12 protein-coding genes are annotated in these 13,552 nt (G+C 49.4%); 3 read left to right on the top strand and 9 right to left on the bottom strand.

The window, feature by feature from the left end; translation table 11 throughout:
* Nucleotides 1–83 precede the first annotated feature (83 nt).
* Genes B7990_RS05455 through B7990_RS05470 form a run of 4 tightly spaced genes read right to left on the bottom strand, consistent with a single transcriptional unit; the run spans nucleotide 84 to nucleotide 4,103 of the window.
* Entirely contained in the window at nucleotides 84–1,451 is a 1,368-nt protein-coding gene (locus B7990_RS05455; RefSeq protein WP_088640023.1) for a 3-phosphoshikimate 1-carboxyvinyltransferase, read from the bottom strand.
* A 19-nt stretch (nucleotides 1,452–1,470) separates the two neighbouring features.
* Nucleotides 1,471–2,655, bottom strand: a complete 1,185-nt coding sequence (locus B7990_RS05460; RefSeq protein WP_088640024.1) for a prephenate dehydrogenase/arogenate dehydrogenase family protein — start codon at nucleotides 2,653–2,655, stop codon at nucleotides 1,471–1,473.
* Nucleotides 2,655–2,918, bottom strand: a complete 264-nt coding sequence (locus B7990_RS05465) for a chorismate mutase (protein WP_014547164.1) — start codon at nucleotides 2,916–2,918, stop codon at nucleotides 2,655–2,657. The genes B7990_RS05460 and B7990_RS05465 overlap by 1 nt, the downstream gene beginning before the upstream one ends.
* A gap of 21 nt (nucleotides 2,919–2,939) precedes the next feature.
* Entirely contained in the window at nucleotides 2,940–4,103 is a 1,164-nt protein-coding gene (locus B7990_RS05470; protein WP_088640025.1) for a mechanosensitive ion channel family protein, read from the bottom strand.
* Nucleotides 4,104–4,160: 57 nt separating this feature from the next.
* Here B7990_RS05470 and galE point away from each other — a divergent pair, with 57 nt between their 5' ends.
* Nucleotides 4,161–5,177: a UDP-glucose 4-epimerase GalE gene (gene galE / locus B7990_RS05475; RefSeq protein WP_088629247.1), complete on the top strand. Its 1,017-nt coding sequence runs from the start codon at nucleotides 4,161–4,163 to the stop codon at nucleotides 5,175–5,177.
* A 76-nt stretch (nucleotides 5,178–5,253) separates the two neighbouring features.
* Here galE and B7990_RS05480 read toward each other — a convergent pair whose 3' ends face one another.
* From B7990_RS05480 to B7990_RS05490, 3 genes are all read right to left on the bottom strand, one after another.
* The gene (locus B7990_RS05480; RefSeq protein WP_088640026.1) at nucleotides 5,254–5,679 is read right to left on the bottom strand and encodes a hypothetical protein; all 426 of its coding nucleotides are present in this window, start codon (nucleotides 5,677–5,679) and stop codon (nucleotides 5,254–5,256) included.
* A gap of 239 nt (nucleotides 5,680–5,918) precedes the next feature.
* The gene (locus tag B7990_RS05485) at nucleotides 5,919–6,509 is read right to left on the bottom strand and encodes an inorganic diphosphatase (protein WP_088640027.1); all 591 of its coding nucleotides are present in this window, start codon (nucleotides 6,507–6,509) and stop codon (nucleotides 5,919–5,921) included.
* A 133-nt stretch (nucleotides 6,510–6,642) separates the two neighbouring features.
* The gene (locus B7990_RS05490; protein ID WP_254917339.1) at nucleotides 6,643–7,911 is read right to left on the bottom strand and encodes a BamA/TamA family outer membrane protein; all 1,269 of its coding nucleotides are present in this window, start codon (nucleotides 7,909–7,911) and stop codon (nucleotides 6,643–6,645) included.
* A 100-nt stretch (nucleotides 7,912–8,011) separates the two neighbouring features.
* On the opposite strand from B7990_RS05490, the gene B7990_RS05495 reads away from it, so the two are divergent.
* Nucleotides 8,012–8,476, top strand: a complete 465-nt coding sequence (locus B7990_RS05495; protein ID WP_088640029.1) for a hypothetical protein — start codon at nucleotides 8,012–8,014, stop codon at nucleotides 8,474–8,476.
* 123 nt (nucleotides 8,477–8,599) lie between these two features.
* Nucleotides 8,600–11,227: an ATP-dependent helicase C-terminal domain-containing protein gene (locus B7990_RS05500; protein ID WP_088640030.1), complete on the top strand. Its 2,628-nt coding sequence runs from the start codon at nucleotides 8,600–8,602 to the stop codon at nucleotides 11,225–11,227.
* A 238-nt stretch (nucleotides 11,228–11,465) separates the two neighbouring features.
* Here the strand turns inward: B7990_RS05500 and B7990_RS05505 are convergent, their stop codons facing one another.
* Both B7990_RS05505 and B7990_RS05510 read right to left on the bottom strand, forming a co-directional pair.
* Complete coding sequence (locus tag B7990_RS05505) at nucleotides 11,466–13,043, bottom strand: choice-of-anchor I family protein (RefSeq protein ID WP_088640031.1); 1,578 nt, start codon at nucleotides 13,041–13,043, stop codon at nucleotides 11,466–11,468.
* 36 nt (nucleotides 13,044–13,079) lie between these two features.
* Entirely contained in the window at nucleotides 13,080–13,550 is a 471-nt protein-coding gene (locus tag B7990_RS05510; protein ID WP_088640032.1) for a hypothetical protein, read from the bottom strand.
* Between the last annotated feature and the right edge of the window lie 2 nt (nucleotides 13,551–13,552).

Below are 13,552 nucleotides of genomic sequence, written 5' to 3' on the forward strand. Positions count from 1 at the left end.
ATTTGCTAGCCAAGAAGGCGATTCCGGCACGGAGGCCGGAATGACAGATCGGGCAATAGCATTCTATCATTCAGCCTAACCACCTATTCCTTCTTCTCGGCGTTTTCAGCGACAAGCACATTCGCGAGCTTTTCGACAACGCCTGGGAACATCGCTTCGACCTTGTCCATATTTTCGACAGGTTCATCGTTCTGGAGCGCAAGCGACAACACGCTCAAGGCAAGCCCCATCTGCGCCGAATCGCCACCGTCAAAATCGCTACCGTTCACAATCGTTTCAAGGCCGCGAATCACAAGGCCATCGTCATACACGCCAACTTCGGCACCCGTCTTGCGCAAGTTCACCGCCAAAAATTCATTCTTGGGGCGCATTTCCTTGCGGACTTCCTTGGGCACGCGCAAAATCGTTTCGCCTTCGCCATAGCAAGCCGCCACAGCCAACAGCGGGTATTCTTCGAGCGCCGTCGCAATCACGTCTTCGCTAAAGCGGCGGCCTTGCAAACGCTTGCCGGAAGCAAGCGGCTTGATTTCGACATCGCCAAAAACGTCACCGTACTTTTCACGACGGCTCACCGTTTCGACGTTTGCGCCCATACGCTTGAGGCATGTGAGTGCACCTGCACGGCTGCTATTCAAGTCCACGTTCAAAAGCTTGATGACGTTATCCTTCGGCATGTTCCCGACAGTCGCGAGTACCGCAAATGCAGTCGCTTCCGTCGTATCACCCGGCACATAGTATTCACGCGCGGTAATCACCTTCGTCTCCGAAAGTTCCGTAAACTGCGTACGTTCAATCTTCTTGCCCTGAGCAATCATCAAACGGCGTTCAAATTCACTCAACTGTTCCATGCCACGGCCTTCATATTTCACAGCCGCGCCAAAGTAGATGAGCATTTTCGTCCACTGGTCATGCACCGTAGACTTTTCTTCAAAATTCAAATAGTCATTGCGGATAAGCGCACGGAGCAAAAGCCTGTTGCGCATCACAGACGAAACGTTCCCGAGAGAATCCTTCTTGACGTTCAGTTCATCGCGCAAAAAGTTAAAGACAAACTTTGCCGGTTCATCCTTTTGCACCTTGATCTTGAAATACTTCTGGAGCGTTTCCTTCGCCGTATTCACGCGGGCAATGCCGGCATCATCAACTTCTGCGGCAAACGTGTAAAGCAGTTCATCGTCCTTGCTTGCGAGCGTCCAAAGCATCACATTATCGGCTTCGCCAAACTTGAACGGAAGCATGGTCGGAATAGAGTACTGGAACCCCTTGCCATTCAAGACAAGCTGATGCCCTTGCAATTCGTAAGTGAGACCAAAATCTTTCAGCGCCTCGGCATACTTTTCACTACCACTTGCCCACGCAAAATTTTCCAAAACGGTGCGGCCATTCACCAAAAGCGCCATCACCAACGTCAAATTCATCCGTTCACGGTCGGGATTCATCAAGAATTCCATCGTCTATTCCTTAAGCAAATTAACGTCTTTCTTTAACTTCGTATTCCAAATATTGCAGCGTCTTCACGGCACGGGCCGCTTCTTCTTGAGTCTTGAACGCAAGCAAAAGCGTACCCGCCACATTTTCGCGGACCTTCATGAGTTCTATGTCGCGAATGTTAATACCCTCTTCGGCAAGCGGCTGCATCACGCTCAACAGAGCGCCCGGCTTATCCTTAAGCTGGACCGTAATTTCGTAGAACGAGTTGGTGTTATTGCGACCCGGAGCAAACAAGCTCGCACGGCCATCGTTACCCGCCTTGAAAATATCGGCAAGCGCCTGCGAATTATCGGCTATCACGCTACGCTCGTCATTTTCAAAATCACCCGAAGCAGGCTTACCGTCTTTCACGACGTTGAGTCCGTTCATCGCCGCAATCGTCTTGTCGAGACCATCGCGGACTTCGCAAAGGGCGCGAGTCGTCTCGTCGCGATTCGTCACGGCGATATCGTGCCACATTCCCCAGCCCGAGGCGGCAATACGCGTCATATCGCGGAAAGCGCGGCCTGCAAAATGCTGATAGTTGTGCTTGAGCAAGCGTTCCGGCAAATTCCCAGCAAGAGTCGAGCTCAGCATCTGCGGCATGTGACTCACCCACGCCATCGTGCGGTCGTGATGTTCCGGCGGGAACACGACAGGATTTGCGCCCACAAAGCGGATAATTTCCAGAAGCGGGGCGTAAACAGATTCAGGAGTTCCATCCGGCGGACAGACAAACCAGTACGCATTTTCAAAAATCGCAGGATCGTTGTATTCGCAAGTGCGCTTTTCGGAACCCGCCATCGGGTGGCTGCCGACAAAGCGGAACGGAGCGGGCAAGCGAACGCCCGCCTTGCAAATTTCAACTTTCGTCGAACCGATATCGCTCACCAAGATTTCTCGGCCAGCATCAGCACCAGCCCACGAAACTTTACCGAGAGCGTCAATCATTTTAAGAATGTGGAGGATCGGCGCACAGAGCAAAATCAGGTCGCTATTCTTCGCCCACTTTTCGGTTTCATCGTATTCAAAAAATTCATCGGCAAGTTCAAGTTCACGAGCGCGCTTGAGCGTTGCAGGTGAACTCACAGCACGAATCTTCGTCGGAAGCTTAGCCTGTTTGATGGCAGCAGCAATCGAGCTTGCCAAGAGGCCAAACCCCACCATAGTAATGCGGGCAACCATTATTCTTCCACCTTGCGAGTTTCTTCCATGATGACACGGAAAATATTCTGGAACGATTCCGGAGAAAGCGGGCCACCGGCCTTTGCGGCCTTCTCGGCGACCAAATTCAAGACAGACTGTTCGCGACCTTCATCAAAAACGGGCAAACCTTTCTGCTTCTTGATTTTCCCAATTTCAGCAGCGTATGTAGCCCTCTTGTTGAGGAGCGACATCAGTTCATCATTAAGTTCGTCAATGCGAATGCGCCATTCATTAATATCCATATTGACGAATGTAGAAAAAAATTACGGCACACGGTTCGCGTACTGGTACAGCGAAAGCCCAAATTCCGGGAGCGATGCAATCAGAAAATCAAAAATATCGGACTGGATATTTTCGTATTCGATCCATTCCACCGTATTGGCAAATGCATAGATTTCAAGCGGGAGTCCCGTCGGCGTTGGCGCAAGCTGGCGCGTCATGAGCGTCATGTCTTGAGCAATCGTCTTACGGCTGCGGAGATATGCCGTGCAGTAAGCCCTGAACGTTCCGATGTTTGTCAAATGGCGACCATTCAGTTTTGTAACCGTGACATTTTCCGACACACCCGAACCTTCACCGATTTCACTTAACTTTTGTTCCAAGTACGGGCGCAGTACATCAATCTTCATGAACTTTTCAATTTCTTCAGGCGTCAAAAAGCGGATGCTCTGCTGGTCAATGAAAAGCGAACGCTTGATGCGGCGACCGCCCGATTCCTGCATACCGCGCCAGTTGCGGAAAGAATTGGTTATCAAGTCGTACGCCGGAATCACCGAAACTGTATTATCCCAGTTACGCACTTTCACAGATGTAAGCGTAATGTCAATGACCGAGCCATCGGCATGGTGGCGTTCAATTTCAATCCAGTCGCCCTTGCGCAAGAGGTCCGACAAGTTTATCTGGATTCCAGAGACCAAGCCAAGAATCGAGTCCCTGAAAACCAACAACAAGACCGTTGCCATGGCACCCAAAGTCGACAAAATAATCACCGGACTTTTATTCACAATCTGTGACGCCACAAGGATGGTCGCCACGCAGAACATCGCAAGTTTTATGGCCTGGAAAATGCCACGCATCGGGCGTAGCTTCATTTTCACATTGCGTTCATTCAAACTTTCAATGACATCAAGCACAGCACTTGCAAGCAGGAACGCCGCCACCGTAAACAAAATATTTCCGATATGTTCACAAAATTCATAAAGCCAGTGTCCCTTCGCAAGCACATACGGGAACGACTGCACCAGAATTATCACCGGCACAAAAAAGAGCGCTCGCGAAATCACTTTCTTTTTCACAAGCAAGTCATCAAACTTGTTCGGAGTCTTTATGGCAATCCATTTCGCAAGCGGATGCACCACTAGATACAAAAACGCATAAACAGCAGCTACGACAGCAGAAAGTATCGCAAATTGGTAATAATCGTTCATGCCTACAATCTAAAAATTTCGTATATTATGCACCGAACTTTTATCATTGGAGCAATCATGAAAATAGCCGTTATGGGTGGCGCAGGATACATCGGAAGCCACACCATCATCGAACTCTACAAAGCAGGTCATTCCGTTGTCGTCGTCGATAACCTCGTAAACTCAAGCGATGAATCGCTCCGCCGCGTAGCAGAGCTTGTCGGCTCCCCCATTCCATTTGTGAAAGCAGACGTCCGTGACGCCGCCGCAATGGACAAGATTTTCAGCGAAAATAAGTTCGACGCCTGCATCCACTTTGCAGGGCTCAAGGCCGTCGGCGAATCCGTCGCAAAGCCGCTCGAATACTACGAAAACAACATGAACGCTACATTCGTGTTGCTCCATACCATGCGTAATCACGGCTGCAAGAACCTCATTTTCAGTTCTTCGGCAACCGTTTACGGCAACCCGGCACAAATCCCTATTACAGAAGCTTGCCCTAAAGGCCAATGCACCAACCCCTACGGACAGACAAAATCCATGCTCGAAGAAGTTCTCCGTGATGTGCAAAAAGCAGACCCGGAATGGAATATTGTTTTGCTCCGTTACTTCAACCCGATTGGCGCACACCCGAGCGGACGCATCGGCGAAGACCCAAACGGTATTCCAAACAACCTAATGCCATACATCACGCAGACCGCAGTCGGTCTCCGCAAGGAACTCGGCGTGTTTGGCAATGACTACGACACCCCGGACGGCACTGGCGTCCGCGACTACATCCACGTCTGCGACCTCGCCTCTGGTCACGTGAGCGCCCTCAAGGCTATTGAACGCAAGTGCGGACTCGCCATTTACAACTTGGGCACAGGTCACGGCTACTCCGTGCTCGACGTCGTAAAAGCATTCGAAAAAGTCAACAACGTCAAGATTCCATATAGCATCAAGCCACGTCGCGCAGGCGACATTGCCACCTGCTACTGCAACCCGCAAAAAGCATTCGACGAACTCGGCTGGAAGGCTCAGTATGGCATTGAAGAAATGTGCCGCGACGCCTGGAACTGGCAAAAAAACAACCCCAAGGGTTACAAAGGATAAAAATTTAGCCTCCCGCCTTAAGCGAGAGGCTTTTTAATTTCAGCAAACGAACTCACGCTCGCCATCACGCCACAATTTAGCGATCATGGTGGTGATGGTGCCTGCGACCAGAATCGCGATACAAATCTTCGCATTCACCAATGCTGCGAGCAGAGAAGAATCTGCCACGACGCGGATCCTTGCAATCAATATGATCAGGACGATCGCGACGGTAATCAATCTGCATCCAGACATCACCGTTGCTGCAGTAAAAGTCAAATCTGCGTTCCTTGTCACCACGATAGCATTCACCGCGGCTGTACATTTTCTGGTCATTTCCATAACGCTCGACATGAATCCTGTCATGACGGTCACACCTCGGTTCTGCATATCGACAACTTACAGACGGAGGATCCATACGAGAATTATCCCCTTTCTTGGGAGCAAGATTAATCGAGAACGCCATAGCCGAAGTACTAAGCATCATTAACGACATGGCACAGGTAAGCACAAGCTTATTCATATGACCTCATTATACTTTGAGTGTTACAACAAAGATAATATATTAAATATTTTGAAACAAAACCAAGTCTTTTTACAAAAAAATCCTGCCACTAAGGACAAGATTTTTTTGAAAATTTTCAAGCAAACGGTCTCACGCGACTCTCGCCTTTAGATTAATAAAAAAACAACTCCGTCGTTTTTTCTAGATATTGCGCCTCGGTCATAAAAACGAGCAAGCTCGTTTTTGCAACACTCGGCTTATATCAACTCCTCAGCAGTTATTTTGTCATCGTGTTCGGGTTCCTGGTAGCAGGATTCCGGCACCTGGACCTGGTTCTGAAAATAAGCCTTATGCGCAGCAATCACCTTTTCACGGGCAAACGCAGCATCCTTCCATTCACCAATTTGTACGTCCTTGCCTTCCAGTTCCTTGTAGTTCTGGAAGAAATTCTTCGTAATGCGGAGGAACATCTGGTCTACGTCTGTAATGTCGCAGAACGGACGCGGATTAAATATAGGTACGCCCAAAACCTTGTAGTCCTTCTTGCCACCATCGGTCATATCAAGAGCGCCAATGACGCGGCACGTGCAAACCGTACCCGTAATCATGGATGCCGGGCTATAAATGAGCATATCCAAAGCATCGCCATCATCAGCCTTGGTGCTCGGGATAAAACCATATGTGCAGGGGTAACTCATGGAGCTCAAAAGGCAACGGTCAAGACGGAACACATGCAGGCGTTCGTCGTATTCATACTTCAAGTTCGTGTCTTTGCCGATTTCCACGACGCAATCCACTTCATAAGGATACTTGCGTCCAATAGGAAGATCTAGATAATTAATAGCCATTTACTCTCCGTAGGCCCACATTGAGCCTCATTATCTTTTTATTACAAATATAATCCCTAATTTAGTATTTATTCAGAAACTGTAAAGTCTTTTTTTACCAAAGAGTCTTCAATTCCTAAATCCTAACTCCGAATTACCGACTCCGCCAGCGAGCCGAAGTCACCTTGTCGAAAAGTCCAAAATAGAACACCGGCTCACCGTGATCAGGACTGTACCCCACCTCAAAGCGGATTCGGTCCAGCGCAGGAATCACGATATGCAGTCCGCCATAAACAGCGCCTTCATAATTTTTCCAACCAGGAGCCCCCTTGTCCCAAAGCACACTTGCATCAAGACCCGCCACCAATTGGATTCCGTAAAAGAAATTGATTCCCCAAATCGAGGCCGGACGGCGTTCACGCAACACAAAACGCTCTTCCAAAGTCAATAGCATTTCGTGCACCCCTAAATGCAATGAATCCGACTCATGACCTCGGAACGTATTTGCACCGCCGTGATAGTAATAATCATATCTTTGTACTTTGCCTGGACGCAAACGGACAAGCGCCGTAGCCCCAGAGACAAATCGACCAATCGTATAATAGGCTCTCGCATCTTCCAGGAACTCGACAAAGTTTTCGCCCCGCTTTCCGCCAACGCCCACATGCGTTACCATGCTTTCAAAATATATTCCCTCGCGTGAATCAAGTTCGCTATCACGATAGTCAAATGCGACGCCGAGTCCAAATTCCGGCAAAACACCCGGTCCCTTTTCGAGATAGCGGTACACCGTTTTTCCAAGAATCGAGAAATGCGAAAGCAATTTCCAGTCTACATCTAAACTAAGCAACCATGTGGCATCCTGGAATCCACGAAGGTCATCCCAGCTGTCCGTCCGCAAGAATTCAAAATTCCAGCCCAGCGGAAGGTCAAACAAATACGGTGAACTGGCATAAAAAGCGTACTCATTATTTTCGAAGAACGGGTCTACTGCCGTACGGAACTGGACTTCCGCACGGATGTCTTCGCCAAGCACATTCAAGTTCGCAAGGGCAAGCCCAAGCATGAGGCCATCGCGGTCAGTCTTTTTGCCAGCCGGCGAGGGGATCCAGCGGAAGATTTCTTTAAAATTATAAACTACATTCCCATTTTTACAGGATACAGAAATATCCGTAAAGAGGTCCAGGTCTTGCAGGCGAAGCTTCTCGGATTCAAACGTCTTCTGCGAAAAAACATCCCCAACCTTATGCGAGAGTTCGCGCCACACCACACGCGGCTTCGTATGCTCCAAGCCTTCAATTTCAATCGATTCAATTTTTGCACCATCGCTACACTGGTCAGAATCCACACGCAGCGAATCCGACTCTGCAGCGTTTGCAGATACAAAAGCGGAAACAAGCCCCGCCAGCAAAAAAGTCTTCACAAAAAAATTCACGAATCAAAGATACAAAAGGCTATCCCCCTGCATTTTCGCAATACTCCAAAAAATTGCTATATTAGGGATACTCAAAATTGAGGTGATTATGTTAGACTTTTTAGCAAACAACTGGCCCTACCTGGTTATCCTGGTCGTGGTCGTCGCTTTATTTTTTATTATCCGTGGTGCACTCAAGGGTCTGAAAGCCAGAAGCCCGTTCAACATGGAAAACATTCGCAAGAGCACCGAACCGAACTTCCTCGCCCTCCAGCAGAAGTCCAAGGCTTTGCTTGCCGATGCCGACATGGTCTGCGAAATCAAGCCGGGTAGCGATCAGGTCATCCCGAAAAAGGAAGATGTCAAGTTTTTCCGTCGTGCTGTTTCACAGAAGTTTAAGCTCGCCGTGTTTCAGGTTCCTGGTACAAACAAGGTCGTTTTCTTCTTCTGCAAGACCGAAGCCGGCATCAAGAGGAGACTCCAGAACCTGGTCATCAACCAGAAGTTCCGCGAAGGTAAGCCTCCTTACATCGACGCTGCTACTGGTGAAAAGCTGAGATACCCGAAGGCTTAGTCAGACAAAAGACCGCTTCGCTCACAGACTAGAGACGAGAGAAGCGAAAAGATTTAATTTATATACCCCGGTCATTGTGCCGGGGTCAACTTTTTTAAAGAGACTCAAAGAGAACCATCTACAATGCGCACGTACAAAGATCTAGCCATTGCCGAAGAAGAACAAAAGCTCATAGACGCTGTAAACAGGACGAACAACTTGCTCGTCGAAGCGCCCACCGGTAGCGGTAAGTCGTTGTACATTCCGTGGTTCTTGAGCAATCACTTTAGCGGTCGCATTGTCGTCTTGCAGCCAAGACGCATCGCAGCACTTGCACTTGCACAGTACTCTGCAAAACTTCACAACGAGCCTTGCGGAAAAACAGTCGGTTATCAGTTCCGCCAGGACAGCTGCAAGTCCAGCGCTACGCGAATCTTGTTCCAGACGTACGGTAACTTTTTGCAGGAACTTTTGCACGGCAAGATGGACGCTGAATGGGTCATCTTCGATGAATACCACGAACGCAAGGCCGACATGGACTTGCTCTTTGCGTATCTGCTAAAATTGCAAGAATCAAGCCGCGCATTAGAAAGTAAAAACATCAAAGCGCCGAGAATCGCCGTCATGAGCGCAAAGCTCAACCGCGAAGAAATGGAGCAGGCGCTCGGCGTCAAATGTCTGGAACTCGGGCATCCGCTTTATCCCGTACAAATTCTTTACCAGAAGCCCGCCGCAGGCACAAACATTAGCGCAGGCCAGGGAATCGAAAGCGAAGTAGTTCGCGCATTGCGCACTTTATACCGCAATAACATTTGGCAGACAACGCTCGTATTCTTGCCAGGCAAAGCAGAAATCGCAAGATGCCACACCGCCGCAAGCGAAGCTCTTGGCGCAAACGTCGCCGAGTTCCTTGAACTCTACGGCGGTCAGGACCGAGAAACGCAAGACCGCATCTTTGAAGAAACGGAACGCCCGCGCGTCATCTTTACAACCAACATTGCAGAAACGTCTATCACCGTGCCAAACGTCACAGGCGTTGTCGATAGCGGCATCGAGCGCGTAAACGAATATGACGACAGCAAGAAAGTGAACGTACTGCGCACTCTCCCGATTTCGCTGCAAAATGCAATCCAACGCAGTGGCCGTAGCGGCCGTACGCAAAACGGTTGCGCCATCCGCCTCTGGACCGAAGAAGCCGAGAAGCACATGCCGCAAGGCATCGTGCCCGAAGTCCTGCAAATCGAACCGTCGGAACTTTTATTGCAAAAAGCCGCACTTGAAGAAGATGAGAGAACGGGCAAAGCCCTACAGACGAGAGACGAAAGAGGCGAGTGTGCTAGAATAAAACTGCCCACGGCAATTCCAGAAGTGCGCGAAAAAATCGCTACAGCGATGCTCGAAAAATTCGGCATGCTGCAAGACAGCCGCATCACTGAACTCGGCAAGCGAGCCATTCAAACACCGATTTCAAGCATTCCGCTCGCATTGATTTTAGCAAAAGCAACAAGCGCCGCAGACCTCCCCGACTTGCTCCTCGCCGCCATGGCATGGATCCATTCCGGAACTGAATTTATCCAGAAATCTAAAAACACGCTCAACTTGCTCACGCTTGCAAGCGATACACTATCAAAAGCCATCAGCGCTCCGCGAGAAGTTTCGTTCACACTAAAGCAACTGCGAGATTTTCGCGACTCATTAAAGGAGATGCCCGTTCAAGACGGGCATGACAACCAACGTCATTGCGAACCCCAAAGGGGTGTGGCAATCCATGAAGTTGTCATTCGCAACTTACTAAACGCATTCCCAGACGCACTCGCGACACCAAGCGGTAATGTCTACAAGTTGAGCAACGGCAACACCATTCGATTGCAAGTCGCAGAGCCGCCTTATGCATTGCTCGCGCTCTCCATGCTCCGCACCGAAGCAGGCGCCAAATCAGAAATGCGCGTGAACCTTTACGCTCCAGTGCCCAAAGAATTGCTCGATGGAGAAAGCGAAATCATCCGCTATGAACTGCTTTGGCGGAGCGGTCAAGAACGCTTCATCGGCGTCGAGATTCACAAATGCGAAAGCCCCAACGGCGACATTCGCGAAACTAGCCGCAAAGAAATTCTCCCGCAAGAAGCTTCGCCAAAAGTTCTCGAAAAGCTCAAGGAACTCACCGCCGATGCCTGGCGCGACAAGCTCGAAAAAGAAAACTGGACCGGCCGTTACCTCACCGAAAACATCCAGACGCTCCTCATCAAGATGCGCCTTGCCGCAAAGCTTTACCCGGAATACAGCCTCCCGGAATTTAACGAAGAGGACATGGATCTTATCCTGAACGAGCTTACAGACGGCATATTCCTATTGCGCGACATCAACGAAGACCGTTACCGCAACATTGTCGAAGACTACTTCGGCAAATCCATGTTAGCATGGCTGCAAAAGACGTTCCCCGATCATTATGTACTGCCAAACGGCAAGCGCGCCCGCTATAGCTATCAAGAAGTCGCCACCGCCGATGAACAAGGCAACGGCAAAATTGTTCAAAGCGCGGACGGCGTACTCGTCGAGATTTCGGCGCGAATCGAAGACTTTATGCAGCTCCGTGGCGAGCACAAAATTGCTGACGGCAAACTCAAAGTGCGTTACGACATTCTAGCGCCGAACTTCCGCACGATTCAAAAGACATGGGATCTCACGAGCTTCTGGCAGAACACCTACGCCGAAGTCCGCAAAGAATTACGAGGAAGATACCCAAAGCACCCGTGGCCTGAAAAAATCATGTAATTTCATTACATGAAAAAAAAGTTTTTTTGAAAAGCATGCGGGCGGGGCCCCAGCTCAGAGTTGACGCCTACGGCGTCAGCGGCTTCACTCGGTCATGAACGCCTGCTAGCAGTCGTTCGCGACTCTCGTTTTGCACGCTACTGCGAAGAAAATACCTTGGCCGACGCTTTTTGTAATACAAGACGCTAATCTATTTAATAATATTAAAGCACCTAAAATTTACTGTAACACTAAGAAGTTACTTCACGCTATATACAGCGAGTGTCTTGCTGTACTCGTAGCCCACAACTAAAAGCGGCTCGCCATTCGGGCTTTTTTCAGCAGGGATAAACAGGATGCCCTCTGGACCGCGATCTTTCGGGTCTAAATAGAGATCGACAATCTTCGGAGTATTTCCGTTTTCAATTCCCGAAATATCCAATACGGCAACACCGCTCGTGCGTTCCAGCCCGACAAAAGCATAACGTTTATCGCCTACAACGCCAGTCGTCACGTTTTCCGGTTCGCAGCCCTTGTCTTCGCTGCGGGCATCCATCTTGACTTTGCCCTTCTTGGAATTCCAGTTAAAGTAATCCGGCGCCATCTGGGCCATCGTCTGTTCAAACGCGTCGCCAGAATCCCACATCAAGTGCCCTGTTTCGCCATCAAAAATGCTAATCGAACGCGTTCCAAAGCTGTACATGTATGGACACTTGCCATTTTCAGTCTTATCCGGCGCCACATTGCAGCGTTCCAGATTGCTCACAGAAATGTTCTTCACATTTTCAAGGACTTCAGCCGTAAACATGTCCGGGTCCAAAACGCCATTTTGCATAAGCATCATCGGAGTGGTCACATCCGTCCATGCCTTGTAATCGTTCACCGGAGAGCCTTCGTTAGCCGTGAGCACAAACGTCTTGCCACCTGCGGTAAACGCCGAAATCCCATCCGGCTGGCGCAGGCCGCGCAACGGATAATTCTTGATTTCAATTTTCTTGTTCTTCTTGATGTCCAGACCAAATCCAGGCTTGGAATGGTCCACATAACCAAGCGGGAACACATCCAAGATCTTTTTCGCTTCGACATCGAACTTCACAAGCGCATTATTTTCTTGCAAGCTCACCCAAGCAGTCCTGGAATCTTTAGATACCGTAATGTATTCAGGTTCAAGCGACTGTACAAAACCTTTCACGCCCGTCTTGCGGACACCTTTAGCCATCAACGCAATCGAATCAAGCCCGCCAAAACCGACAACCGTCTTCTGAGGCTTTTTCCAAGCTCTTGCCAAATCAGCAGCACTCGATGCATTCACGCCTGCAATCGACAAAACACCAAGGCCGCCTTCCGGGTCTTCCGTGAAATTTTCATCCGGGGAGCCTTCACATGCGATAAGCAAATTCGCGCCATCCGGAGTAAACGTGATCATGTCGGGCATGTAGCACAGTTCGTGCTTTCCAAGAACTTCGAGTTTCTTGCCGTAGCGCATCACCTGCACATGCCCCATTTTCCATTCGGGGTTGTTCAAAAGGCTTACCGCCACAAGGTCGCCATGGACGGTCACACTAGAGGCGCCCCCCGGCAATTTCACCTCGCTCACCTTTTTCGGATTTGCGGGGTCAGCCATATCGACGACTTCAAGGACATTCTCGCCGCCAACGACGAACAGCACTTTCTTTTCGGGCATGTACGCCGAAATTTCTGCCGTCGTCATAGGGATAGAAGCCATTTGCTTGAGCGTCGATCCCCAATGGAACGGACCTGTCGGCACATCCGACTTTTTAGCAAACGAAAAGCCCGTGCACATAAGCAGGCTCATGACAAAAGCGGTTCTTTTCATTTTCAACTCCCTGCGGCGGCGCCGCAACTTAATGAATTAATCCAGAATCAGCCACATGATAAGCATACCAAGTCCAAAGCTAGCCGCCATAGACGCCGTTTGCACGACCATGTCCTTTTTCTCTTCTTTCTTTATCTTTTCGTCTTTGGCTTTTTGCTTTTCAGCCTGTTCCTGAGAAGCCTGTACCGCAATACTCAAAGCCTTGGCGCAAGTCTCATTGTTCTTCTTGAGCATATTGTAACTCTGTTCCCAATTTTCGCATTTGGCCGTCTCGATTTCGAGATCAGAACGGAGAGCTTTCTTTTCAGCGATGCAGACACTGTCGTGAATCGCCATCACGCTATCGCGCACGGCAATTTCAGCGACAAGTTCAGCCTTCTCGGCGTCATTATCAGCAACACTTCCAGTCGCTTTCGATTCCGCAGCATTCACTGCTCCGGCAAAAGCAAGCACAAGCAAAGAGCACAAAGCACATGATTTCAAAAAAGAACGAGCAAGAGAAACCATAT

This window comes from Fibrobacter sp. UWB4, from assembly GCF_002210345.1.
In the GTDB taxonomy this organism is placed as follows: domain Bacteria; phylum Fibrobacterota; class Fibrobacteria; order Fibrobacterales; family Fibrobacteraceae; genus Fibrobacter.

Bases quoted from the DNA above. Each gene is read 5' to 3' on its own strand.
- B7990_RS05455 (WP_088640023.1), bottom strand. From the start codon at position 1,451: ATGGAATTCTTGATGAATCCCGACCGTGAACGGATGAATTTGACGTTG.
- B7990_RS05485 (WP_088640027.1), bottom strand. From the start codon at position 6,509: ATGGCTATTAATTATCTAGATCTTCCTATTGGACGCAAGTATCCTTAT.
- galE (WP_088629247.1), top strand. From the start codon at position 4,161: ATGAAAATAGCCGTTATGGGTGGCGCAGGATACATCGGAAGCCACACC.
- B7990_RS05495 (WP_088640029.1), top strand. From the start codon at position 8,012: ATGTTAGACTTTTTAGCAAACAACTGGCCCTACCTGGTTATCCTGGTC.
- B7990_RS05460 (WP_088640024.1), bottom strand. From the start codon at position 2,655: ATGGTTGCCCGCATTACTATGGTGGGGTTTGGCCTCTTGGCAAGCTCG.
- B7990_RS05510 (WP_088640032.1), bottom strand. From the start codon at position 13,550: ATGGTTTCTCTTGCTCGTTCTTTTTTGAAATCATGTGCTTTGTGCTCT.
- B7990_RS05470 (WP_088640025.1), bottom strand. From the start codon at position 4,103: ATGAACGATTATTACCAATTTGCGATACTTTCTGCTGTCGTAGCTGCT.
- B7990_RS05505 (WP_088640031.1), bottom strand. From the start codon at position 13,043: ATGAAAAGAACCGCTTTTGTCATGAGCCTGCTTATGTGCACGGGCTTT.
- B7990_RS05480 (WP_088640026.1), bottom strand. From the start codon at position 5,679: ATGAATAAGCTTGTGCTTACCTGTGCCATGTCGTTAATGATGCTTAGT.
- B7990_RS05465 (WP_014547164.1), bottom strand. From the start codon at position 2,918: ATGGATATTAATGAATGGCGCATTCGCATTGACGAACTTAATGATGAA.
- B7990_RS05500 (WP_088640030.1), top strand. From the start codon at position 8,600: ATGCGCACGTACAAAGATCTAGCCATTGCCGAAGAAGAACAAAAGCTC.